We start from the raw sequence: 23,012 nt of genomic DNA on the forward strand, positions 1-23,012 counted from the left end.
CAGCGCTTATCACTGTTCTTAAAGTGGCGGTAAATCATAGAGGCAAACAGCGCATTCGCCAGCTGGCCGCGACCGGGTAGCTCCTCGACCGGTCAAATACATCTCAGACAGGTTTCTAACGGGCATCTAACGGGCCTTGCTATGAAATTAGGTGTGGTTGATGCAGCCAAGCCCGTCAGGGCATCACAGCCGCCTTAAAGCGGGCGCGGACATAAACACGATTGGAAAATGAAATGGGCGGGATCAGCGACCAGGTAGAAGAGCGCTACTATGACCAGCTCCACCGCAGCAATGAAAGCGCCCATATCAGTACGGTGGTCAACGCCTTCAGCCATAACATGCGAGCCAGAATGTTGGCGAATATTGACAAGAAACACGGCTGGGATGATCCGCATCAACTTAGGCCAGCGAGCTGAAGAAGAAGCTACTGGTGGCGGTTGTTGATGAGGATTGGATCAGCGTGGGCAGCTACGCCATGATGGTGAGTGGGCGGGGAGGGAGATCCTATGCAGATAGTTAAGATTAAAAATAACTATGTTAGCTTTCTAAAAAATTTGATTGCAAAGACAATGTATATAAATATTACTAATTTTCATCTCAAGTAGTAATAAGTACCCGATATAAATTACGCGCACTTTTTAGAGTGTTTGCTTTTCAATTGTTCTAAGAATAACGGAAGCTCATGTTCCATTGCACGGTTGAAACTTCTATGACCATTGAAAGGGCGTTCATTTTCTTTGGTGTTCGCGTGGTGGTACTTTGAAAGTAGCCAGTGATAGAAGTGGATAAAACCCTCAATACAGACATCAGAGAAGTACTTTCCGACAAAAGCAGTATTTGACAGACCATCGTTCAGAGGCATCTCATCGCCGTGTACAATATCGCCTCTCTTGGAGTAAAACTCATCAACTTTTCCATTTAGATTAGGACGCCAACCGGAATATTCGAGAAATAAACGTGACCGTGCTACTAGTTGGTGTTTCTTACCTCCTTCACTTGTGACGAAGAGTGCTTCCATGCAGTTAGAAAAAGCAACGACCCTCTCGGCGCTGCTTATCGGACTGTTTCCGATGTCCAGCCATATCATTGCTGTAACGATCTTAGATTCAAGATAATCCCATTGACTAAGATTTACTATTTTTTCAATCAATCGCCCAAAGGCAATGAACCAAGAACGAGATGCTGCAGATAATAAATGCTCAACTTCCTCGTTGTTACCATTTAATATAAAGCGGCGTCCCCATCCTAGGTTTATTTTTGAAGGATCTACTCCTTCAGGCTCAGATGTAAGTGCGTAATTGGTGAGACCGGGCATTGATTGCTTTTCAGTGCCGAGCCATTGTGCCGGTTCTTGCTCCAAACGCGATTTGATTGAAGCAATTGCCAAGCGTACACATAAAAATGCCCGTTCCTCGGCAAGTTTCTTATCAAACCCTGATATTTTTATGCAGGCGACCCAATTTTGTACTGCATAAAAATCTTCAAATTTACTAAATTCCAGTGAATGATAGGCTTCAATTCGTTCAGAATGACTGGCGGCGAAACTCTCTTTTTCTATGAATGTGACGGGGCCTATTTTGAATTGTGTCATTCCTTGAAAAGCAGGGACAATACACGGAATATAGTATTCTCTGGGCGCGCATAGATTTGCGATTGCTTTCTTTATGCAAGTTTCGATCACAAAATCTTCTTTATATTCTTCTTGCTGCCAAATTATGCGACCGAGTTCTTTCTTTAGAATTTCAAAGAATGGATCTATTCTTACCCGACCGAATAAACGCTCATCATCTGCGATAATCTCTCTTGCGAGAGTGATTAGTCTTTGGTGCGCGTTCTTGCCGATAAATAGCTCCCGTCCGTTAGGTAGGGGAAGTTTGCAAAGCCAGCCACCATCTTGCAATGCTTGTCGGTACTTTTCTTTATCTTTTACGATTGCTTGGTGACGGATCAACTCACTCTTAACATAATCAAATACACTACGTATTCGACGTTTTTCTTCCCTGTTCACCTAACACTCCAAATTCACCAAAATCTTTTTCTACATGCCTCATTTGGAGAAGCGACTGCGATCACCTTGAACCGCTAAACAAGCAGTTAGGATGTCGACTGAGTTCTCCAAAAAAATCTACTATGAATATTGCTCTTGCGACTTATGTGAAATACTCGTTGCAACCTATGCGTGGTAGGTCCATGGGGCGATTATGAAGAATCAATTTAAAGGATATTATGGTCCGAGTGAAGAAGTTCGTAAAGAAATTTGGAAGCAAGGCACCTTCGTTTTCGATGCCAATGTCCTTCTCAATCTCTATCGATACTCAGAAGATACTCGCGATCAGTTTATCCGTCTTCTCAAGAATGAATGTTTGCGATGCTGGCTCCCAGAGCAGTGTGGAGCAGAATATCTTTCAAATCGCTTAGCAGTTATCTCTGAGCAGATAAAAAAGTACTCTGAAGTAAACGATAATCTCAATGGTTTACAGGCTTCCTTTGACGGTCAAAAAGGCCACCCTTTCCTAAGAGCAGCTTCGTTAAAAAAACTAAAAAAAACCATCTCTGACATGAAGACAGAGTTGGATGAAAGCAAACAAAACATTGCTGATTGGATCAACGATGATCCAATCAAAGAGGCATTTGCCGAGATCTTTGAAGGTAGAGTTGGAGAGCCATTTTCTAAAGAAGAATTAGATGGGATTTTTGATGACGGTGAGGACCGTTATGAAAGGAAAATACCGCCCGGCTACAAAGATGCGAGCAAGTCACCAAACGCAAAAACCATCGAAGATAAAAAGAGAAAATTCGGAGACCTAATATTCTGGAAGCAGATCATCAAAAAATCTAAAGCGGACGGGCAATCAATCATTCTAGTGACAGATGATAACAAAGAAGATTGGTGGCTGTCAGCTAATGGTCGTACTGTAAGTCCGCGTCCAGAATTACTAAGTGAGTTCTTTGCTGCAACAGAGCGTGAGATACTTATCTACAATCCATTCCGATTCTTAGAGCTTGCGAAGAAGAACCTCAATGAGAAAATTACTGAAACTGCGATTGATGAGGTCAAAGAAGAAGAGCAAACGCGCGAGTATTTTGTAAATAAATGGAGCCAGAATGTTATAGAGCATTCTAATAATAAGACGCAGTTAGAGTTTTATGGGTTGGAATCTTCTAGGCAAAATCTAATAGGAGTGAGTGGCACAAAAGAAGGGAGTGCCGCGGGTGAGTATCAAGAAAATCAGAGGCAAGTCACCGTTGAGCAAGTAGGCTTTCTTTTAAGAGAGTATTGGAACGCATTATCTTTGTTTCATACCTTTAAATCTGACCCAAGTATTCTATCTGCGAATGACGTTTACACCAAAATTAGAGAACTGAGATCTGGTCGCTTGAGTCTAGAGTTGGACACGCTTGGGTTTGGGGCACCGAAAAATTTAATTGATGAAATTAGAAGTTTGCTCCGAGATATTAAAAAACTTGAAGAAGATGTCAGAGATTTTTTATCACATATAGGGATGAACATTGATGAATGATGGAGGCGTAGTAAACGAAAGCGTTGAACTATTTTGAGATTATTTAAATCTCCAGATACCCTTCTAGCGTCTCCCTGACCAACCCCTCATCCCCACGCCCGATGCCGATGTAAGGCCGTGCTGGAATGGTGACCTGTTTGGCTGCAAATTTGCCGCCCATGTAGGGGATCAGCAGGAATGGCACGCGGCGCGGTTTGATGGTTGCGCCGTACTGGTTCACCCAAACCTTAGGGTGGTTGAGATTGGTGCCCACTTCCGCTTTATCCGCTGAAGCATTCTTATGGATAGAGCGGAACAGTTCCCCAGTGTCGCGGAGTATCCCAGATTTGGAACGTCTGTTGTCCAGTGTGACAGGGTGAAGCGCGGGCCAGTTTGAGCCGTCAGGAGTTTTTTCCTCCCGGATACGCTCCTTGGTTTCATCCAGCAGCACCTCGCCAATGATGTCATGAACAGTGGCCGTATCTTCAACGCGGCCTGCCGTGTCTTCAATGGCCGCTTTAAAGCCCTCGCTATCCAGAGATAAGGTAATCATTGAACTGAATGCCTTCTGTGCTTATATTTGAAAAGAGTGATGACAGCGCTTGCTGATGTATGCCCCCCGGCGTTGAGGTGGGATCTTAAAGATCAGCGAAAGCGCGGTTGTGGACCGCCTTAAGCAACCCATCACTTTTTCTCCTCAGATCGTCTGTAAAGCAGAGCGCCCGCACGGTGATTTTCAAGGTACTTGGTATCCCGCTTTTCTTGACGCCCACGAGTTGGAGTAAATGCTGTCTGGCCTTCCCAGCCTTTGCGTGTGTAGCTGAAGGAGACGAAGCCTGCCGCGTCTTCAAAGTACCGCAAGTAACGGCGCACGAGGATGGGTTGCCCCAATTCATTGACGCTCCAGTCCACCCAGATCTCATCGGGATCGGTTAGGCTAGCAGCCAGATAGGCCACAAACACCTCACGGCCAAACTTTTTTACCTTCCACGCACCAGCCCCGTTCTTAAACAGATCATCGGAAACGGTTATCGTATGGCCCGATTTATCGCGCACCAGCTTCGCTTTGCCTTGTTCAGCTCCAAACGGCTTTAAGAACGCCTCCACATAGTCTTCCTCGGTAAGGTCTGGCGGCAGCGGCTTCAGATCCGGTGCAGGCTTTGCAATCTCGTCAAGTGCAGGCAGGTCAGGTTCCGGCACCGGTTTGGGGCGAACGGGCTTAACGACCCCAGCCTCATCAGGAACCAGATCTGGCAGCGCTGGTTTAGGCTTTAAGGGTTTTTGCAGCTCTTTGGGCACAAGGCCCTGCGACCAGCTTTGTCCCGGCGCATAGCCCCAGCCCATGCCAACGTCCTTGGGGTAGTTGATCAGCTCGCCGGTCGCCGGGTCTGTTGTAATCTTGTATTTGATGCTTGGCGCAGTGTCCGGGCCATCCTTGCCAAGGCGTTTCAGTTTAGCTTTAGAGACCGTGCGGACACCGCAGCTGCACAGCCAGTCATTAGGCGGGTAATAGGTATTCCACCACGGATCATCAGCCCGCAGCACCATGCCGTCCCACGCTTTGTGGGAGACACGGGCGGTTTTGGGAACACGCTCATAGGCGTGAACATACTGCCAGTACGGGAAGGCCTTAAGGGTGGCCGGGTCTTGCATCTGCTTATAACGGCCCGCCGCATGGGCACTGCGCAGGTTGGTGTCATAGATCACCCGTGCCCGCCACAAACGCTCGCCGTTATGGTCCCAGCCATGGCGTTTGACGATCTTGTCAAACTCATCCAGAAAGCCGGGATGGTAGGTGTCATCCTTATCCAGCCAGCCCTTAAAGGGCTTGCCCTTGGCAATAGCATCATCAATCGCCTTTTGAAAATCTTCCAGCAGCGCATCTTTTGTTGCGCCTGCAACGACAAAGGCCCGGTCGTGGCCCTGATGAAGCATATCGCTCCAGGCCTTTGTTGGAAGGCGCACCTTTTGGCGGTGGAACGCCAGCGCTTCTTCAAAAGGATCTGCAAACTCAGCGCTGTCGTTAGCCTGATTTTCTATTTTTTTTTTGAGCCGCCAGACTGAGGGCCGGTTGGAGTGTTTCCGGTTTCTTCAATCACCTCCAGACGACCCGTGGCTTCAGAAAGTGCAATGGCATCGCCCATGAGATTGCCAAGCGGATCAACCTCAAGCTCGGCATAAGCCTCCAGCAGAGCCTCGGAAGCTGCCTGATAGTTCTCCGCACCGTCCAGCTTGTCTTTAATGCCATCAATCCAGTTATGAATTGCAGGCCCGGCCAGCTCTTCCAGTTGCCGGGACAGATGATCAACAGGACTTGTTTCACCTGTTGCAAAGTCAGTGCTTTCCTGCTTGCTGCCGCCTTTCACGATTGAGCCTTCTGGCGTTAACGGGAGCGTGTATTTGACAACTTCCGTACCCAAAACATTGCCCAGCCATTGGTCAACGTCTTTGGGCTCATAGCCCTGCAGGCGGGTAGCTTCCAATATCCGCAGTGCAGATTGTTGCACCCAGCGCACCTTACGCTCAACATCGGCTTCATCGCTTTGATTGCGAGGTCGGGGCCGCCAGACCTTAGGAGGGCTGGCAGCAGGCCAGTTGAGTTCGCTGATCCATGTAATCAGCGTGGAATTGAGCGTCTCACACAGCTGGTCACTGTCATCATCAACAATGCCATCGGTTTCATCGGCATGGGTCTGGCTGGCAGCACGAGAACCCTGACCCTTTACACCCGTTGCAAGGGTTGAACCTAAAACCACTTCTGCTGTTTGCTCATCCCAGTAACGGCACCAGGATTCATATCCAGCTTCCCCAGAACGAGTGGCTTCCAGAAAATCTACCTCAGTCCCAATGGGCGCGACCAATGCGCCTTGACTGACCATTTGGCGAAGCACGCCAAGCAGCTTGTCCTGCTCTTGCTTGGAGGTACCGTGTGCGTATTTTCCAAATGGAATTGGACTTGCGAACTTGTCCATAAACTTCATCCAGAAGGCGACACCTTCACGCTTGAACAAAACATGCCAGAACAACACAGACCCAAGCCCGTGGCCAAACGGATTGTTCGCATTGGCATCAAAGCGGTGCACGATGAACTTGCGCTCTGGCAGTTCTTCACCTTCCTCCCGGTTATCAACGGTGAGCAGCCTGAGACGCCAGTCCGCATCAAATGTAAACCGGCTTGGGTTGTGGTCTTTAATTTTGAGCGGAGCGATCAGGCCCTCCGCATTGCGGAACCACACAATCTCACCAACGGCAAAACCCTTGAGGATCGCTTTGAGAAGAGCTTTGCAGATCGCATCAAAGGGCAAGACTTTCAGGATAGCTTTCACGCCTTCAGCAGCGGTGATATCAATTGCCTCATCACTTGCAGGCTCAACCTGCCATTCCCGCCGTGTGACCTTGGATATACGTTTGGACAGCGCTGTGCGTGCCCGCGCATCCTGCAAAACTTCATCATAAAGCTTGAGGCCTTTTTTCTCGCCCTTGGCTTCAAGTGTCGGGTCTTGCGGCTTTAAGATATCGGAGTAGTTTGCGATCGTAATATCGTTTTGCGCGGTCGCAATCAGTTGCCCGCCCTTGGCTGGAACACTGGCCGGAACGGCCTGCTGTGCAAGATTACTTTCAGCTTTACCGGAAGCCTTGTTCTTTTTCGTTTTTTTACTCATAGGCGAAATCCTTCAAGCGGGCTGGATGAGGCAAGCGGCGCAGTCTTAATGGTGCTCGCATTCAAGGTGGTAAAGGCCATGGAAAGGGTTTGGGTCCACAGCATCTCAAGACAGTCTGGGCCGTCATCATGAGCAGCGTTCGGCCATTGCTGAAGCTGGTCAATCAGGGTTTGATGGGCTTTGTTAAAGCGGATCAGACCAGCTGCTGCGGGCGGCTGCAAACGCTCAATGCGCAGGTTCTTATCTGCAATGGGCGTGACCGCAAAACACGGCATGGCAAGACCCGCCTTGGCTGCTGCCTTCATTAAGTCGGTGCGCAAGAGTTCCTGGAACTGAACGGTCTCCACAAACCAGCCCTGACAACCGTAGATACGCTGTAAGGCAATGGCGTCCTCAATGATTACATCAGGAAGGCGCTTGCGGATGGAGGCTTCCACCACGTCCAGCGTCTGTGTCTCTTGATCAAATCCACCAATCAGGATCGCGCTTGGGTCACGGTTCTTGTTGTGCTTGCCAAGCGAGGGATCAATCGCGCCAAAGTGCAGCCAATCGCGTTTGATCTGCACATAGTAGGTCAGAGCACGGAACGGATTGCCCTCACTCATCGGCTTATTCTGGTATTCGCTTTCAAAGGCGGAGTGTGATCCGGCGCGCTCCTTCATCAGAAAGTCTAGAGGATGCAGCTCCGGCCAGTTGAGCACCGCGCCCTTGTTCATCTCCTCACGCTGTGCAGCATAAAACGCATCTGCGGCGGGCTCGCCGTCATTGAGATAGATCTCTTCCCACTTGTCCCATAGATCCATGCGGTCCGGCCATTTGAGAAGGGCCTGGTATTCTGCAACCCGCCAGCGCGGCTTTTTAGAAACCCGCACGATCACCGCATCAAAGTGCAACACCGTGCCCGCATAAAGCACGTCCATACGTCCATCGGTGGAGCCCAGTTTCAGAACAGCCTTCTCAACCCAGTTCTCAAGCTTCTGCCTTTGCTTAGGGCTTTCAACGTTTTCATCGTTTTCAATGTCGTCCAGGATCACCAGATCCGGTCGATGGGGACCATGACGGCGACCGCGTAGCTTCTTGCCGGTGCCAAAGCCTTCCACCTTGATATTGTTACGGGTGATCAAATCTCCTTCACGCCATGTGCGGCCCTGACCGACAACCTTGGGAAAGTCATAGGCAAGGCGTGGGTTGCTCTCCAACTCGGCCTTCAGCGCTTCCACCATGACAGCGGCCTGCTCAAAAGCATCCATAATCAGCATGATGTAATGCTTCAAACCGCGCACAATGCACCACAGCGGGAAGATCAGCGATACATGGGTGGACTTGGCAGAGCCGCGTGGGGCAGTGATCAGCTCACGCTCGCCCTTTTCAGTTGTAACGATCAGCGGCAAGTTTTGATAAAGATCCAGATGCAGCTTGCTCGGCGGGCTGGTCAGGTAATGGGGAAAATAGGTTTCGGCAAAATAGCGATAGCCGGTGGCCGGATCAACCACCGCCCTGATACGCTCTTGCCGTGCGCTCTCGTCAATGGGGAAGGCATCAACGGAAAGCTCAATTTGCAGACGCATACTCTCTGCAAGCTCGGCCAGTTCTTTCTTAAAGTCCTTCCCGGAAAGCTTTTTAGGCTGTCTCATCCGTAGACCTCTGCCAGATACTCGCCAAACGGCTCCAGCACTTCTAAAAAGGTCTGCGCATGGTCAGGGTGATGTTTACGGATGAACTCAGCAAAGCGCTGCAGCACATCTTGCGCCACTCCAAGTTCTGAGAGTTTGGGCGCAACCCGTCCGGCAGAGGCCACCATCTTGTTGAAGGCATCAGACAGGGACGCCATCAGCTTCACTTTTTCAGGTGGCTCAATGGTTTCAGAGACTTTGATCTGCTCGATGGTTGCCTGGAACATGGAGACAAAGTCTTCAACCACGGTTGCCACCACGGCCTCCAGCCCTTCGCCTGCAAGAGCGTTGGCAGAGCGGGCTGCATCCCAGTTGTCACCACTCGTTGCCGCATCCTTCTTCCAGCGCCGTAGGGTGCTTTCAGACACGCCAATAGAAACCGCCACGGTCGGGATTGCTTGCCGGTCGAGAACAAACAGCCGCCGCGCCAGTCGCTTTTGATCTGCCTTGGACGGTTTCTTACTCATTCAGGCACCCAACTTGTTTTTGACAAAGGCAATGGATACGGAAACAACAGAAGCCGTAATGACACTGTTGACCACGGACTTAGTCTCCACGGCCCGCAGGCGCGTGTCCTGTTTCTCAAGGCGCTGCTCAACACTATCGAGCTGCTTGGCCATGCCCTTCAATAGCCCTTTAATCTCACCCAGATCCTGTGCAATCTTCTCAGGCATTATCGAGCCCTCCGGGTAGATGCGCCGCGAATGGCTTTTTCAAAAGGACGGGTGAGGAAGTACGCGCCGACGATCCAGCCAGCCCACGTCCCAAGAGGATCTGGCAGCTTGGCTACATCCCACTCAAAGTGAAACAGGCTGTCAGCCACAATCGCCCCGGAATGAATCACAATCGGCCAGGCAAAGGCAGGCCGGATCATGGCTGTTACCCACCAGCCTTGCTCGGCCAGCACAATGTCACGGGCTGCACGGCGGCTTTCCAGCTCGGCTTTCAGCTCTTCAGCAGCAAGGCCTGCGCTGATACGCTCGCGCTCATTATCACTATCAGCGCGTTTTTCCAGATGGCTCAAAACCCGATCGAGGGCACCTCCACTGAGCCAGCTCAATCCTTTGGCCGCAATAGAAAGAAGGAAACTCATCCTGCGTGCCTCCAGTTCTGTGCATCTTCAAGGCGGCGTTGTTTGATGTTTCGTGCCAGATACCAGATCCCCAGCCCAACCCCGGCAATCAGGAGCCACTTGTTATCGGAGGCAAGCTCCATCAGCGGGGCAAGCTGGTGACGAAGCTGGCTGAGCTGTTCAGCTCCCGTGCCGAGCTGATCCAACAATCCTTGAGAGGTCTCTCCAAGTGCGCCCGCGCCGACACTGGTTCCGACCAGAACCTTTGCAACACGCGTCAGGTCATCTGCTTTTTTAACGGTTTGTGAGCCCGCCGCCCGCAAGTCGCGGAGGGTCATGTCGGCACGGGCCTCTTCGTGTCGCTGAGCCAGAGGCACGGCCTGCTCAAGAGCAGTTTCAGTGTTGCCTCCAACTTTCCCGTCTGGCTTTAGGCCGTGCTCCACCTGAAATGCCACCACAGCGCGCCGGGTGGCTGGACCAAAATCACCATCTGGGCGCAGAGGAAACCCAACTGTTGCCAGACGCTCCTGCAAGGCTTTGACCCGGTAGCCGGAAGAGCCAAGGCTTAAGATAGTCTCAGAGGAGGAGGCCTGCGAAGCGCCAGAGGAGCCGGTCGCAAAGTTGTAAGTCGTACCAGCAATGCGGGCGTAGGCTTCAGCAAGCAAAGCAGCATAATAGTCCACCTGACCTTTGCCGTTATAAATCCGGGCGATTGCCCGCCAGTCTTTGGCTTTTAATTCTTCGCGCAGACCAGACGTTTCCAAAAAAGAGACAAAGGCCTTAATCTGGTTTTCGCCGTTTGCAGCAAGCGCGAGAACAAAATCCTGCACGCTGTCATAACCGCACATGGAAAAGTTGAAACCCATGATCTGAGCAAGGCCGTAAGAGCAAGCTTTCAAAGCTGCCGTCTCATCAAGCTTTGCCATCTTTCTCAAGCGGTCCCAGCGGCGATTTGAGCCAGAGCCTCCAAGCCCTTTGTAATTCTTTTTCTTCCAACGCTTGGCAGCAAGGCCGAGAGTGACGGCCTTAAGCCGCTTGGACTTAGGTAGTTCGCGGTAAAATACGTGCTTTTCTGGAAGCAGGATCAGGCGGCCCTGATCATCAAAAGGGGCTCCCTTGCTTTCCACTTCCAAAACAGCCTGCAAGACGGCCATTTCGCAGCCAAGCCGGGCCGCTTCCTGTTTAAGCAGTGGCTCTGTGGAGGTTTGAGTACCGCGTGCACGGCGCAATTTTTCTACTATAAAAGACATGAGGCCCGCCTCAGCTAACAATCACTGGGGCGAGCCTCATATATTTTGGGATCTCGTGCGACGGAAGCAGTTCCGCAAGGGGTAAATCATGGAGGTTGCTCTTTTAGCAAATCCTCCAGGTCGATCTGACGTGGGTCAACCGGTTTGCGCCTGGGTAGTTTCTTGCCCGAGACCAGGGTACGGGCATAGCGCTCAGAAACGCCAAGTTCCAACCCAATTGCGAGTGTTGTCATGCCATCTTTGCGCATTTTTAACGCCGCTTCTCTGGTCTCCCCCCGGCCCACATGGGTTGGGATATAGATTTTGTTGCCCGGTAATTCCGCAATCAGTAAATCGGCAAAGACACGGTCAATGAGCGCTAAAGGATTGTTCTGGCTCCACTTGAGTGGGATTTTCACTTCCACCCCCGGCAGCTTGCTTAAAAGCTCCTCAACCACCTCCTTGCCGCAGATGTCATAGATATCACGCATGTCCTCAGTTAGATGTTTTGCTTCAACCATGACGCCCTCCAGACCGGTTGGAGGGAACGATCGTAACTGGGTGAAACTCAGCCATGAGCGCCTCCCAAGATTGCAAATGGCCCACCAGACTGATTGAATGTGCACATCACATTCGATTGTTTTAAAAGGTATTTACTATGAGATTTGCGCTTGCTCTGTTTGTCCTGTTGTTTGCTTCCAGTGTGCAGGCCGAAACAAACCCTGAGCCATGGCAGGAGGATGCCATCGAAAAAGTTCTTGAATATAACCGGATTGATCACGCTCAATGGAATAGTGAACACATCCTGCAGCTGTTTTCTTCTGCAGCGTGGATTGACTGGTACCTTGTTATTGACCAAGTCATTTGCAAGCAGTTTCTCCGCGACATCAAGAAGCCGAAGGACCACAGCTTTGTAGTGATAGTATTTCAAACTGGTACAGAGAAATCGCTTGAAGTTGGCCGCTGTCACTAAAATCATTCTGATAACCTCCCTTCAATCTTTTTCAGAGCTTCAATCAAAGGGGTGGCCTGATCATAGGTCAGCCACTCGGGATCATCGACATCACTGCGGTTTTTGACAAAGGCGCGTAAGGCATCTTTGTAAGGTATCTTCCAGTAACCAAGATCATCCAAGCTTTTAGCCAGAGCGTATAGCTTACGCACATAGCCCTTGCTGGAGGCAGGGCGGAACGCGCCGCCCTGCTTTTTTGGCTCCCAGCCTAGACATTTGAACTCGGTTACAACGCGCAAACGTTGTCCCTCACTCAAACCCTTTGCACTGCGCTTGCCCGTTACCCGCTCCAGCACATCCCGGTAGCTGTCCTCGTCAAGCCCCAGATCCTTCTTCGCAATATGAATTTGTGCAAGATACCGGCTCATTGAAATTCTCCTTAAGAAACCGGTCCAGCCATGCCGAGCGCATGAAGGTAAAGGTCGAGGATGCTTTCTTCTTCCTCCCGTTCGTGCGGCTTGCGTTTGCGAAGGGAGATAATCTTACGCATCACCTTCACGTCAAATCCGTTGCCCTTCGCTTCTGCGTAAACATCCTTAATGTCGTCTGCGAGGACCTTCTTTTCCTCTTCCAAGCGCTCAACACGCTCTATAAATGCGCGGAGTTGATCGGCTGCTACGCCACCTGCGTTACTCATAATGCGGCTCCTGTCCGGTTAGCCGGATGCCCGACAGGGCACCCATTCTTCATATCTGTGGTTGTGGTGTAAATCTGGGTTGGGCCATCCTCATGGTTTACTGAAACGATTCCGCAGATTTGATGACCACGGCGGTTCCAGTACTCCTTGATAATATTGAAACGCTCATGCTCACGGCGCAGGTCGTATCCCATTTGCTGATTACTCATTATGGCCTCCTAGACAGCTGCAAGATCGAGAGAGATTGGGGTTTGCGTGCCTGTCATCGGGTCTCGTTGGTAAATCCGCAGGTATGTCTTAGATCCGGTGACGCGCACAGCGTCCGAGATGGCATCCATCGCACTTTGCCAATCTTCATCTTCGATATTGGAGCGGCGCAGTGCCAGAACGCGAGAGGTTGAAATCTTGCCCTCTTTGTCCACCTGAAAGGCATCATCCACCAACACCCGCAAGTTCTGGTTCGCACCTTCGCTCCATTTGCTGATGCACTGGTCAATAAGCGACTTAGCTGCTTCAAGCTCGGGGCCAAAACTGATGTGTTCTGAGATTGCGACCTGAACAGCCAGAGTTCCGTCATAGGTCAGCAGGGTCATATTGCCCTTCTTGCCACCACGCTTAGCACCGTACTTCTCGGCAATCAGATCACGGAAAGCCTGCACATCCCCAAGTGCATCGGCTTTAAACTTGGCAAGTCCTTTATTTAAACATCGGGCAGATTCAACGATCTCCTTTACCAGAGCATCTTCTTCCTGGTGCTCAAGCTTGATTGTCTCCAGCGGAACATAAGCACCTTTCGGGTTCTTCCAAAAACCTTCCGGGATTGTCTGAGCGTTAGTTTCATGTGTCATGGTCAATTCCTTTTTGAATACATTTTGTGTCCCGGCTCAGGGTCGGGAACACAGCAATTTTGGGGTCGTTGAAATGGGAGGCTTCCAGAGGTGTCACCTTGCTTTTTGCAAGGCGTTCCAAATGCTCAGCCAGTTCGGTTCCCGTTAGCAGGGATTGGGCAAATAGCTCATGAGCTTTAGGCTCCATAACCTCATTGCAACGTGAGGCTAGAAACAGAACGCGCAGCTCTTTCAGGAGGCCGCTTAGCATGCTGTTTCCTGACCTGTTCGGGAGGCGTTCAGGGAACAGCGCTGACAGGCTGCCCAATGGCGCAAGGCTGCCGGGTCACTGGTTGGTATGGCGCGATCACAGTTGCTCTGACAGCTTTCCCGGCTAATGTCTGACCCAAGGTATGGGCACAGCACGCGGTCACAAAACCGCTCAATGGCACGGCTTTCAAAGCGATCTACTCGTCCACCATTGGCCTCAAGTTTTCCAGCCAGATAAAGACTGACTGCCGTACGTGATACGTCCAAAGCATCTGCAACAGCTTGTCTGCTTCCAAGTGTTGCCACCTGTTCTTCAAGGAGGCCGCGTACATCTATTTGCATGATACGACCTCCCCGGAATTGCCCAGGTTATGGTCAAACAAAGTATCGTTGGAACGTCTCCATACGGGTGCTATTGGTCCGGTATCATTTAAGAGGCGCCATCGTCTGAACCCATTTGATGTTGGTTTTGTGCTTGGTGCGCAGCGGGGCAACACGATCAAATAACCATGCTTCACAAGTGTACGTAGGTAACCGTGCAGATTGTTTTCTGCAGTTTTCTCTCCGCCTAGTTTTGTGGCCATCAATAGGTCTGCAATCGAAAACGAGTTGCCCATTCGCATGAAATTCCAGGCTCTCTGGCGTAGAGTATCTTTATGAGGAACTCTGCAAGCGCCACGGTCCGGTTTTATTGGTCCGCTTGTGAGCTGAACACCATCCGCAACAGCTTTCTTACCTTCCGTGGTGAGTTGAAAGCAGCCGATCTCAACTCGTTCTGCGAGACCTCGGAATATGAGCTTGGTTGCGCCAAGAGAGATCTGTCTGCGATTTAAGTGTAGCTCGTTATCGAGTTCATCCATTGTCTTGCAAACACCGTCGCAAAGACCGTAGAGAACAGCGGTGGGAATGGCTCCTGGTAGGTTGCTCATTACAGCGCTCCTGGAACCATGACAGGTCGGTTGGAGGAGCGATCATTGATGATGGCTACCCCAGCCATATCAGCTAAAGTCAAACCACTTTGACCGGGAGGGTTGAGGATGCCATGGCGTTCGATGTTGGCAATGGCCTCTAAGATTTCGCGGTTGTAGCCACCAGATACTTTATGAACGAACTTCAAAAGGTCGTCGGCCACGGGCACTTCACAGCGCCCGTCGATCAGAGCCCTTACATCGTCTTCAGTGCATTTTTTGAAACGAACTTTTTGAGAAACACGGGAGGCGACCTGCGGAAAGCGCGTCAGGTTATCATTCACTTTGCCCATGCCCACCAAAATGACTGGCAGCTCAATCATGTCGGAGATATCGCGGATGGTCTCCAATATGGCTGATTTGCCGGAGACGTGGTCCGCCTCATCAATCACCAGACCAAAGGCCTTATTCTCAATGCCTGCAGAAGCTTGTCGTCCAGCCAATTCCTCAAGAGCTTTGCGGTACTTTTTCTGGAATGCATGAGGTGGGTGCACCCGTAAGGATTCCAACAACTCGTTCATGAACCAGCTCGGGGTCCATTCTTTCTTGGCCCGCAGGTATATGCTGCCTGTTTGGGCAACCCACTTTTGTAAAGTGGTTGTTTTGCCAAGTCCCGGTAGTCCGTCCACGACTACCAGACAAGCCTCTTGTGCACCCCGCTCATTCAGGGCAGTCAGCGCATTCAAAAAGCGCTGCACGTTGGAGGTCTTTACAAAGTCATTCCGCATCTGTTAGTTCCTTAAGTGCGTTTATAGGGGCGTCAGGCAGCGGCACGGAGGAGAGTTCGAAGGCTCTCCGTATCGATTGCAAGCGCTTCAAAAAGGTCCAGATAAGTCCTGTTGGTCAGACAGTCCGACAGGATTTTTTTGTCCAAATCAGTCATCTTTTCAGGATTATCCAGGACCCAAACAGCAAGCTCTTCCTTGGACTTAAATACTGGCCTGCCGGATTTGGTTGTGGGTTGAGGGCGCGGTTCATGAACTTCAATTGGTTCCGCCATGTGAACCACGTTGGTGTCGGACTGAGCCGACTTCATCACCATTGAAACAAGATTGTCGTCGGCGCGTTCTTCAAAGCCGGGGGCTGAAGCAAACACTTCCATGGGCTGCTCGCCAGAATGTTCCATGAGATAGCCCGGTCGTTGCTCCTGCTCGACACGGCGCAGCTTGTCTTCCAGCCGTTTGGCCGCTGTCTTCGCCTTTTTCTCGCGGGCGCTTTCGATAACCGGTTTGGGGAAGTAAGCTTGGCTGTTGCCTTCAAACTTGGCAGTGCAGATCAGCGCACCCGGAGTTTCAATGCCGTCCACATAATCAAGCTCGCGCACCCATACCTGGCTTGCATCCAGCATGTCATAACAAACCATGACTTCCCGGCGGTCATAACGCTCAAGCTCCAGAGCGAAGTAGCGGTTCTTTTCAATTGTTATGAGGCCACGGGAAACCTTGCGACGAACTGCCGGACGAGACAGGTCGTCACTGTCTTCCTTGTCAAGAGTGACGGCCTTGAAACCGTGAGATTCAAATTGAGCCCAATATTCATTGGGAGACATATGGCGAGTGTTGCCGGTGATGCTTCCACGCACCTGTGGCAGCGCAGAATGAGGTCGATCATTGTAGTATTGCAAAGCTCCATCAAAAATTTTGAGGAACTCGTTCCAGCTGATGAGTAACTCGGATGCGCCGGTTTCTTTAAGGTCATTCTTGATCTTCTTGTGTAGCTTCAGCGCGGCTTCCCGGTCCAGATCACGACCAGCATAGCTTGGCAGCGTTTTGGCAAGGCGGGTGTAAACTGATCCGTTAAACCGCTCAATAATACCGCGAGCCTGCGAGTTGTAGGCTATGCTGTGTTCTTTGTGTGTGCCAAGGCGGCTCAGCATGCCTACTGCAGCTTCATCCAGCAGCAGGTTTTTGTAGCCCTTACCGTTGTCTACGTAGAAAATCGCAGCAACACCGCTTGTCATGCTGGCATTGCGCAGGGCTTCAGAAACATCGTAGGCCTTCTCATTCAGTCCGATGGAATAACCAACGCATTTGCGGGTCACTACGTCCAAAATGCTGGTGATCTCAGGGCGGATCGGATTGCCGGAAAATGGGTGCGCGACAAAAGCGTCAAAGGTCTTGCCGTCTGCTGTATAGATGTCGGTTGGTTCCAACCCTTCAGTTGACCGGTTCACATAGACTTTGCGGGCCTTGAGCGCCAGCAGACCTTCGCGGCCTTTATAGGCGGCAATCGGGTCGGCCTTCTTCAGCTTGGTTAGATAGCGTTTGACCTGGTCGTAACTTGGGGCCTGTGCAGGATTTTCCAGACTGGCGCGATACTGATCTAGTGCCAGTGCCACAGTTGGTTTACGTGGGTCCGCATAGAACTTCAGAAAGCCCGGAGCCCACTCGTAACGGGCAGCATTCAGCGCATCTTGTTTGCGTTTGCCGGGGATCAAGCCCGCAAAACCGCTTTCCTTAAATGCCTTGCGCCAGTTGTAAATAGCACGGCGGGAAATCCCAGTGCCCTTGTCCTTGGCTGTCCGCACCAGCTTAAGCAGCTGCTCCTCGTCTGGCTTGAGAACCTCTTGGCCCAGCAACCCTTTCACCTTGGCGGTGAACCCACACACAGCTTTGTCATAAGCCATGCCGCGCATGACCAGCTGTTCCACCATCTGCAAGATCTGCTTACGAGCTTCCGCAGCGTGACGTTGTGCGCCGTCAGCATCCGCCAAAGTCACAGCTGTTTTTGCGGGCGCTTTAGCCTGCACAACAGGCACGTCTGCGTTAAGACGCTCAATGTTGAACCGAGCTTCTAACGCTTTACGAGCTGGCTCTGGTAGTAAGTCAATGTGGTACTCCCAGCCGCCGCCTCGACCTTTACGTTTGCGGGCAAGGGAAGTAGATTGCCAGTCTGAGCGTTTTGCTATTAGCTGAACAGCACGTTCTGTCAGTGGGATGTTAGGCAGCCGAAAGTCAGCAAATTCAAGCGCCGTAAACCACTCACGCTTCGTACCGTTATCCGATAGGGCTGGAACAGTTCCGCTCATTTCAAACCCTTCCATTCTTTGTCTGCTTTCTGGATCATTTTCTTGATGCGCGTCTGCGCTTCTTCCATCAGTTGCCGTTCAATGAGAGGGCGATACTTCCGATCCACCACAATCATGTCAGTGCGAGCCAGAAGCTCGTTAAGCAGTTCTTTTGATCTCAAAACGGAAACGAGGCCGATCAGGCGGTACCCAGCAATATTGCTGGCTTCCCTTGCTTCGCTTGCCCATGCATCCAGACTGTCCCGGCTGATGGGCTCCCCAAGATGTTCAGACAGGGCTGCTGCGATTTCCTCGCGGCTGCGGCCATCCTCTTTCATGGCCTCAGATAAAGCCCGACAGACTTTGCCAGAAGGAGTTGCCGAGCGAACCCGCATCGGTTCAAAACGGGCCTCCACCTGTGGAGGCTGCCAGCTCAGTAAATCGTCAGTATGTTGGCAGCGGCGGGCTCTCATAGTGGGTATCCCACTCTGTAAGACGCGACTGCTACGCACAACATCCAAACCCAAAGCACAAACGCAGTGGTGAACATCCCAAGGGCAATCGCACTGGCAAAGTCTTTGAGGAGATTGTCTTGTCCCGCGTGATAATCAAAGCGCCGATAAAACCGCAGGGCAACACATCGTGTTGCGCGAGCCGTTCTCATGCCGCCACCTCTGCCTCGGTAAGTGGAGTGTCAGCGAGAGGTCGGTTTTTCTGACTAGCGCTTGGGCCGTGTTTGTCGCTATTGTAGATGACATGGGCAGAGCGCTTGCGCCGGTTAGGCCAAAGCTCTTCCAAAGGAATATTGAGATATTTGGAGATAAGCTCCGCGCCACGTCCGGTTCCGGTATCCAGAGCCTTGGTCAACGTGGTACGGTGCATGCCTTCTCTGGCAGCGATTTCGGTGAGCGTCCACTCTTTGCGGTGTAACTCAGCCTTGATTGAATGCTTGTCCCACTTCATTTGGGGTGTGCGTCTAGCCATTGTATCTCCTTAAAAAGCGGACTGTTGCAGCAGCCGCTTTTTTATTCACCGTGCAGCTCACCTTGGTGATTTGCATTTGTTGGTAACGAATGAAGATAATGTAACTCCATTTATGGACATTTCAACTCCATAAACGGATTTCGGAATTAGATTTGCGGTATTGATCGTAATTTCTAGGCTAAGTTATTGGTTAAATTAATGATTAGCTGAAGTCCGAAATGTGGATACATTTCCGAAAATGAGTTCGGAGTTTTGATTTTGAAGTCCGAAATAGAAATTAATTTTCAGAAACGGTTACAGGAACTGATTTCGGAAACCGGCAAAGATCCATTTGTCTGGGCAAAAGATGCTGGTATACCAGGGGCAACCTTTAATAGGATGTGGAACGAAGCCAAAATTCCGAAGTATGATCATTTAATTCGAATTTCGGAGTTTTCAGGTGCATCTTTAGATTGGTTGCTCACGGGTAAAGAGTTGCCGAGCCTTGGGGGAGTAAGCTCTTCCTCAAGTGGGGGCTTCACCATCATCCCGCGCGTAGATATTCGTCTCGCGGCGGGCAGTGGCGCTTTTAATGGCGATAGTATCGAGAGAGTGGAAGATATTCCGTTCACCAAAGAGTTTTTAGGCGGAAAACTGGGTAGAAGCAGCTCAGACGGCCTCATTATCCTTACCGCAGGCGGCGATAGCATGGACCCGCTCATCGCTGATGGCGATCTGGTGATGGTCGATAAAAAGCGTAATGCACTACAAGATGGAGTTTATGCCTTCGTTTATGGTGGGCTGGCGCGGGTCAAGCGTCTGCGCCCAACAATACAGGGTGATGTCGAGCTAATCAGTCAGAACCCCGAGTATAAAGACGAGCTGCTAAACCGCGCTGATCTTGAAGATTTTCATATCATCGGCAAAGTAGTGTGGTGTGGTCACCGCTTCAGTTAAACTGATTTTAGAGCGACCCAATTCAAACGCACCATTTTCTTTTGCGCATTAATGGCCGTTATATGCACACTTAAGCGCCCATTTTGAATGGGTTTCGCGCAACACTGTGCAAAATGCGTTTCCCTGCCCAAAACGATATAATTTAGAAGTTTCAACGGGTTCATACAATCTTACCCGTCTATACCTCTGTGCAGAATAACAGTCCCCCCCACAAGTGATTTCCTTCTCAAATCGGACAGGAATATCCGACATGCTTTTGCGCAAATCAGCACCTTTGGCATAAAGCCGTGCCATGGCTTCTGTCTCATGCCCAAGCGCAGCGGCAAGATCTCTGTCGTTCAAGCCCAATCTCCCGCAAAATGGTCGCCACTGTATGCCGCAGACCATAAAGAGTAAGGCCCGGCTCAATCAGGTTCTGTTTCTCAAGATGGATGCGTAGTTTGCGCCATGATGCTCTGAACCCCGAGACAGTCCATGGTTGCCCTCTGGAGTTTGCACAAAGCGTTGGCGCTTCGTGATCTGGCGCATCATCAAGAGTTGATTTCAAAGGTGCAATGACAGGCCAAAAGACCGGGCCCCTGTTTTGGCGCGCCGGGTTGAGATGAACCCATTTTGGTATTGCTGTTTGGAAAGCGTGAGTGCGTCTTGTGGGCCAAGCCCCGTATACATCATCAAGGTAAGGGCAGGGATCATTTGAGCCGGGGCGTGTTTTAAAACGACCCTGCGCTCGTCATCCGTCCAGGGCCTGTTGGCGATTGGAGCGTTCTTAGGTTTGCGAATGGACTTAATCCCAAGAGCAGGGTTTTCTTTGACGAACCCACGTTCCTTACCCCATGAAAACAGAACGGAAAGCACTTGTTTTACATAGTTTGCAAAACGCCGCTTACGCTGCTCCTCTGCCTTGTCTCTGAGTTTGACAATGAAGGGTGAGGTAAAGCGGGTGAGGGGTGTGTTGTTGATTGGCGCCAGATAATCAAAGACCTTCTGGTAATCCGACTTAGTGCGCTCAGCCAATTCAAGAAAGGCAGAGCCGGCGCGATATTTGTCAATCAGATTGCCGAGCGTACCCGGTCTGCTGGTATCAGCCACTGACATCAAGCTTGTCAGTCGCTCACATTCCGCCAGAAAGGCAGCGCTGCCAATTGGCGCTTTTTCCAGATTGATCGGTTCACCAGTCTTGCGATGATAACACCGCAGCTTGCCATGCTGGTCATTGAAGATCTTGAAGCCCTTGACCCGGATTATCGCCATATCAAGCCCCCAGCTGATTGAGGAGATCATCATCTGATGGACGGCTGTCTTCCTTTAAGCCTTCAATCCAACGGTCCAGATCCTTGACGTCCCAGACCTTGCGCCCTCCGGGAAGAAGAACAGCGGGAACCGGACAATTGGCCAGGAAGCTGGTTGCACTTAGTCCGCAATAGGAAGCCGCATCAGCTCTCTTCAGCATGCGATACGGCTGGATACTCAAGTTCAACTGCGCTCTCGCCATATCGATCCCCTCTTGATCTTAAGGCTATAGATGTTTTGATGCCGATAGCATGGGCCTGTGATTTAATGAGCCAAAGCGGTTATTCGCTCTCCTCACAAACCTTGGTGTAAGATACGAGCACTTTCAAAAACAAAGCTCCGCAATCGACAATATGATAGGCAGGCTGACGTTTTGAGCTTCGCATAATCTGAGTGATCGCCTCCAGAAGCTCTTCCAGTCCGACATGCATCTGTAGCTGAATATTTTCCTCATCCATTGCATTGTTGCAAAGGCAGAAAACACTACTTTCTGTGCCAAGAATACCAGACCATTTGTTGGCGAGCTGCTGTGAGACAGTCCCGGCAATCAGCTCTGCAATCGTATTTGTGCAGTGAGAGCGTACCATGTTGTGGTAGGTGGCAACGGCCATCAGATCATTAAAGGTATATCGGGTCCAGCCTTGGCGCTCGCCCTCAAGCACCAACTGCTTCCGTCGCCTCCAGACCCGCAACGTCTCAATATTCATCCCAACGATCTTGGCAACTTCGGAAGCCGTATATGTACGGCTATAAGTGTCACTATTCCCAATCATGCTCGACTCATTTTTTGAATTGGGTCAAGAGTACCATTTTATTTAAATGGGTCAAGTGAAGCGAAAAATATCTTCTAACTGATTGTTTTAGATGAAGTGTTGTGCGTTGGGTGTTATGAAGAAGCTTAAGAAATGGATTGAATGCTTCGTTTGCGATGTACCACTAACCAGACGTTCGTGTATTTCTATCAAGGATTGAGGCAACGTCAGGGGGCAGGCGACTGGTTTGTGGGATAGGAAGTTCTCTACTCGGTATTAATACGCTCATTGCTGACGTTGGTCAAAGCACAGAGCCTCGCTGGTGTAGCAAGTCGCTTGTGACCAATGGACGAAGCCGCTCGGCCTTAATCTAAACGCACCCGGCCAGTGCGTGACTTCAACCATAGGTCGATTTTGGTCAGCTGGTTGCTGAGTGAGGTGGATTCAACGGGTCGCGGCAACACACTGTGAGAACTTCTCAGCTGGGGTTTGATATTGCAAGGTCTTGCGGGGTCGTTGGTTGAGTTGCCTTGCTATTGCATCAAGTTCAGGCTGCGTGTGTACAGATAAGTCAGTGCCTCGGGGCAAATACTGCCGCAGCAAGCGGTTCGTGTTTTCGTTTGATCCGCGTTGCCACGGTGAATTTGGGTCGCAGAAGTATACAGCAACATCCGTTACTAATGTCAGGCTTAGATGATCTGCCATCTCCTTGCCTCGATCCCAAGTCAAGGATTTGTAAAGCTCTTTTGGCAATTTGTGGGTGTGTTTGATCAACCCGGAGATAACACTGCTCGTGTCTTTGTTGGCAACCTTGATCAACATGACATAGCGTGTTTGCCGCTCAACAAGAGTGGCGATGTAGCTATTCTTGGATCCTCCGATCAGATCTCCTTCCCAATGCCCCGGTATTGCACGGTCTTCGACGCAAGCAGGCCTTTTGCTGATCGAAACGGCATCCTTAATTTGGCCTAAACTATTCCGGTTGAGGCTTGCGTGTCTGGACCGACGTATCGTGCGTTTACCACGCAGATGGTCCAGCAGTTCTTTCTTCAATACGCCGCGGGCCTGTATGTAAAGGCTTCGATATATCGTCTCGTGAGACACCTGCTTGTTTACGTCTCCTGGAAAGCTACGTTTGAGCCAGCCGGCAATCTGTTCTGGAGACCACTTGCTGCGCAGCTTCACAGATACTG

Annotated in this window: 28 protein-coding genes and 1 pseudogene; 5 read left to right on the forward strand and 24 right to left on the reverse strand. The window is 50.7% G+C overall.

Features of this window, described 5'->3' with window-relative positions; translation table 11 throughout:
• Positions 1 to 233: 233 nt before the first annotated feature.
• Positions 234 to 416 (forward strand): hypothetical protein, encoded by a 183-nt coding sequence (locus PsW74_RS18280; RefSeq protein ID WP_063288069.1) that lies wholly within the window; start codon positions 234 to 236, stop codon positions 414 to 416.
• Between the two features lie 209 nt (positions 417 to 625).
• Here PsW74_RS18280 and PsW74_RS18285 read toward each other — a convergent pair whose 3' ends face one another.
• Positions 626 to 2,008, reverse strand: a complete 1,383-nt coding sequence (locus PsW74_RS18285) for a hypothetical protein (protein ID WP_063288070.1) — start codon at positions 2,006 to 2,008, stop codon at positions 626 to 628.
• Positions 2,009 to 2,201: 193 nt separating this feature from the next.
• Between PsW74_RS18285 and PsW74_RS18290 the strand changes: the two genes are divergently transcribed.
• The gene (locus PsW74_RS18290; RefSeq protein ID WP_063288071.1) at positions 2,202 to 3,521 is read left to right on the forward strand and encodes a PIN domain-containing protein; all 1,320 of its coding nucleotides are present in this window, start codon (positions 2,202 to 2,204) and stop codon (positions 3,519 to 3,521) included.
• A gap of 43 nt (positions 3,522 to 3,564) precedes the next feature.
• Here the strand turns inward: PsW74_RS18290 and PsW74_RS18295 are convergent, their stop codons facing one another.
• The 9 genes from PsW74_RS18295 to PsW74_RS18335 form a co-directional block, all read right to left on the reverse strand.
• Complete coding sequence (locus PsW74_RS18295) at positions 3,565 to 4,053, reverse strand: phage virion morphogenesis protein (protein ID WP_063288072.1); 489 nt, start codon at positions 4,051 to 4,053, stop codon at positions 3,565 to 3,567.
• Between the two features lie 131 nt (positions 4,054 to 4,184).
• Positions 4,185 to 5,435, reverse strand: a complete 1,251-nt coding sequence (locus PsW74_RS18300) for a PBECR2 nuclease fold domain-containing protein (protein WP_153041690.1) — start codon at positions 5,433 to 5,435, stop codon at positions 4,185 to 4,187.
• A 101-nt stretch (positions 5,436 to 5,536) separates the two neighbouring features.
• Positions 5,537 to 7,162, reverse strand: coding sequence for a DUF935 family protein (locus tag PsW74_RS18305; RefSeq protein ID WP_063288074.1), 1,626 nt, complete (start codon positions 7,160 to 7,162; stop codon positions 5,537 to 5,539).
• Positions 7,159 to 8,796, reverse strand: coding sequence for a phage terminase large subunit (gene terL / locus PsW74_RS18310; RefSeq protein ID WP_063288075.1), 1,638 nt, complete (start codon positions 8,794 to 8,796; stop codon positions 7,159 to 7,161). Before terL ends, PsW74_RS18305 begins: the two co-directional genes overlap by 4 nt.
• Positions 8,793 to 9,302 carry a DUF1804 family protein gene (locus PsW74_RS18315; protein ID WP_063288076.1) on the reverse strand — a complete coding sequence of 170 codons (510 nt, stop codon included), beginning with the start codon at positions 9,300 to 9,302 and terminating at the stop codon, positions 8,793 to 8,795. Before PsW74_RS18315 ends, terL begins: the two co-directional genes overlap by 4 nt.
• Positions 9,303 to 9,509 (reverse strand): hypothetical protein, encoded by a 207-nt coding sequence (locus tag PsW74_RS18320; protein ID WP_063288077.1) that lies wholly within the window; start codon positions 9,507 to 9,509, stop codon positions 9,303 to 9,305.
• Positions 9,509 to 9,928: a hypothetical protein gene (locus PsW74_RS18325; RefSeq protein WP_063288078.1), complete on the reverse strand. Its 420-nt coding sequence runs from the start codon at positions 9,926 to 9,928 to the stop codon at positions 9,509 to 9,511. Before PsW74_RS18325 ends, PsW74_RS18320 begins: the two co-directional genes overlap by 1 nt.
• The gene (locus PsW74_RS18330; protein WP_063288079.1) at positions 9,925 to 11,157 is read right to left on the reverse strand and encodes an N-acetylmuramidase domain-containing protein; all 1,233 of its coding nucleotides are present in this window, start codon (positions 11,155 to 11,157) and stop codon (positions 9,925 to 9,927) included. The genes PsW74_RS18325 and PsW74_RS18330 overlap by 4 nt, the downstream gene beginning before the upstream one ends.
• A gap of 86 nt (positions 11,158 to 11,243) precedes the next feature.
• On the reverse strand, positions 11,244 to 11,657 hold the full coding sequence (locus PsW74_RS18335; protein WP_063288080.1) for a hypothetical protein: 414 nt from the start codon (positions 11,655 to 11,657) through the stop codon (positions 11,244 to 11,246).
• Positions 11,658 to 11,794: 137 nt separating this feature from the next.
• Here PsW74_RS18335 and PsW74_RS18340 point away from each other — a divergent pair, with 137 nt between their 5' ends.
• Complete coding sequence (locus tag PsW74_RS18340; protein ID WP_063288081.1) at positions 11,795 to 12,109, forward strand: hypothetical protein; 315 nt, start codon at positions 11,795 to 11,797, stop codon at positions 12,107 to 12,109.
• 2 nt (positions 12,110 to 12,111) lie between these two features.
• Here the strand turns inward: PsW74_RS18340 and PsW74_RS18345 are convergent, their stop codons facing one another.
• From PsW74_RS18345 to PsW74_RS18370, 6 genes are read right to left on the reverse strand one after another with little or no spacing between them, the layout of a single operon-like run.
• Complete coding sequence (locus PsW74_RS18345; protein ID WP_063288082.1) at positions 12,112 to 12,516, reverse strand: regulatory protein GemA; 405 nt, start codon at positions 12,514 to 12,516, stop codon at positions 12,112 to 12,114.
• An 11-nt stretch (positions 12,517 to 12,527) separates the two neighbouring features.
• Positions 12,528 to 12,785 (reverse strand): DUF2312 domain-containing protein, encoded by a 258-nt coding sequence (locus PsW74_RS18350; protein ID WP_063288083.1) that lies wholly within the window; start codon positions 12,783 to 12,785, stop codon positions 12,528 to 12,530.
• Complete coding sequence (locus PsW74_RS18355; protein WP_063288084.1) at positions 12,782 to 12,994, reverse strand: hypothetical protein; 213 nt, start codon at positions 12,992 to 12,994, stop codon at positions 12,782 to 12,784. Before PsW74_RS18355 ends, PsW74_RS18350 begins: the two co-directional genes overlap by 4 nt.
• A gap of 9 nt (positions 12,995 to 13,003) precedes the next feature.
• Positions 13,004 to 13,633, reverse strand: a complete 630-nt coding sequence (locus tag PsW74_RS18360; protein WP_063288085.1) for a DUF3164 family protein — start codon at positions 13,631 to 13,633, stop codon at positions 13,004 to 13,006.
• Positions 13,623 to 13,883: a hypothetical protein gene (locus PsW74_RS18365; RefSeq protein ID WP_063288086.1), complete on the reverse strand. Its 261-nt coding sequence runs from the start codon at positions 13,881 to 13,883 to the stop codon at positions 13,623 to 13,625. Before PsW74_RS18365 ends, PsW74_RS18360 begins: the two co-directional genes overlap by 11 nt.
• On the reverse strand, positions 13,877 to 14,224 hold the full coding sequence (locus PsW74_RS18370) for a hypothetical protein (protein ID WP_063288087.1): 348 nt from the start codon (positions 14,222 to 14,224) through the stop codon (positions 13,877 to 13,879). The genes PsW74_RS18365 and PsW74_RS18370 overlap by 7 nt, the downstream gene beginning before the upstream one ends.
• Before the next feature lie 314 nt (positions 14,225 to 14,538).
• Between PsW74_RS18370 and PsW74_RS28895 the strand changes: the two genes are divergently transcribed.
• Complete coding sequence (locus tag PsW74_RS28895; protein WP_193775940.1) at positions 14,539 to 14,715, forward strand: hypothetical protein; 177 nt, start codon at positions 14,539 to 14,541, stop codon at positions 14,713 to 14,715.
• 95 nt (positions 14,716 to 14,810) lie between these two features.
• On the opposite strand, the gene PsW74_RS18380 is transcribed toward PsW74_RS28895, so the two are convergent.
• From PsW74_RS18380 to PsW74_RS18400, 4 genes are all read right to left on the reverse strand, one after another.
• On the reverse strand, positions 14,811 to 15,578 hold the full coding sequence (locus PsW74_RS18380; RefSeq protein WP_063288089.1) for an ATP-binding protein: 768 nt from the start codon (positions 15,576 to 15,578) through the stop codon (positions 14,811 to 14,813).
• 32 nt (positions 15,579 to 15,610) lie between these two features.
• On the reverse strand, positions 15,611 to 17,893 hold the full coding sequence (locus PsW74_RS18385) for a Mu transposase C-terminal domain-containing protein (RefSeq protein ID WP_063288090.1): 2,283 nt from the start codon (positions 17,891 to 17,893) through the stop codon (positions 15,611 to 15,613).
• Complete coding sequence (locus PsW74_RS18390; protein WP_193777962.1) at positions 17,875 to 18,252, reverse strand: hypothetical protein; 378 nt, start codon at positions 18,250 to 18,252, stop codon at positions 17,875 to 17,877. Before PsW74_RS18390 ends, PsW74_RS18385 begins: the two co-directional genes overlap by 19 nt.
• 265 nt (positions 18,253 to 18,517) lie before the next feature.
• On the reverse strand, positions 18,518 to 18,841 hold the full coding sequence (locus tag PsW74_RS18400; protein ID WP_082826815.1) for a helix-turn-helix domain-containing protein: 324 nt from the start codon (positions 18,839 to 18,841) through the stop codon (positions 18,518 to 18,520).
• 258 nt (positions 18,842 to 19,099) lie between these two features.
• On the opposite strand from PsW74_RS18400, the gene PsW74_RS18405 reads away from it, so the two are divergent.
• Positions 19,100 to 19,777 (forward strand): S24 family peptidase, encoded by a 678-nt coding sequence (locus tag PsW74_RS18405; protein WP_063288094.1) that lies wholly within the window; start codon positions 19,100 to 19,102, stop codon positions 19,775 to 19,777.
• A 543-nt stretch (positions 19,778 to 20,320) separates the two neighbouring features.
• Here the strand turns inward: PsW74_RS18405 and PsW74_RS18410 are convergent.
• The 4 genes and pseudogenes from PsW74_RS18410 to PsW74_RS18425 all read right to left on the reverse strand — a co-directional run.
• Positions 20,321 to 21,028: a hypothetical protein gene (locus tag PsW74_RS18410; RefSeq protein WP_193777963.1), complete on the reverse strand. Its 708-nt coding sequence runs from the start codon at positions 21,026 to 21,028 to the stop codon at positions 20,321 to 20,323.
• Position 21,029: 1 nt separating this feature from the next.
• Positions 21,030 to 21,269 (reverse strand): hypothetical protein, encoded by a 240-nt coding sequence (locus tag PsW74_RS18415; RefSeq protein ID WP_208609212.1) that lies wholly within the window; start codon positions 21,267 to 21,269, stop codon positions 21,030 to 21,032.
• A 79-nt stretch (positions 21,270 to 21,348) separates the two neighbouring features.
• Positions 21,349 to 21,840 carry a MerR family transcriptional regulator gene (locus PsW74_RS18420; RefSeq protein WP_063287375.1) on the reverse strand — a complete coding sequence of 164 codons (492 nt, stop codon included), beginning with the start codon at positions 21,838 to 21,840 and terminating at the stop codon, positions 21,349 to 21,351.
• Between the two features lie 423 nt (positions 21,841 to 22,263).
• Positions 22,264 to 23,010: pseudogene (locus PsW74_RS18425) on the reverse strand (IS30 family transposase); the annotation flags it as partial.
• Between the last annotated feature and the right edge of the window lie 2 nt (positions 23,011 to 23,012).

Origin of the sequence: Pseudovibrio sp. W74, assembly GCF_001623085.1 — a bacterium.
Classification (GTDB): domain Bacteria; phylum Pseudomonadota; class Alphaproteobacteria; order Rhizobiales; family Stappiaceae; genus Pseudovibrio.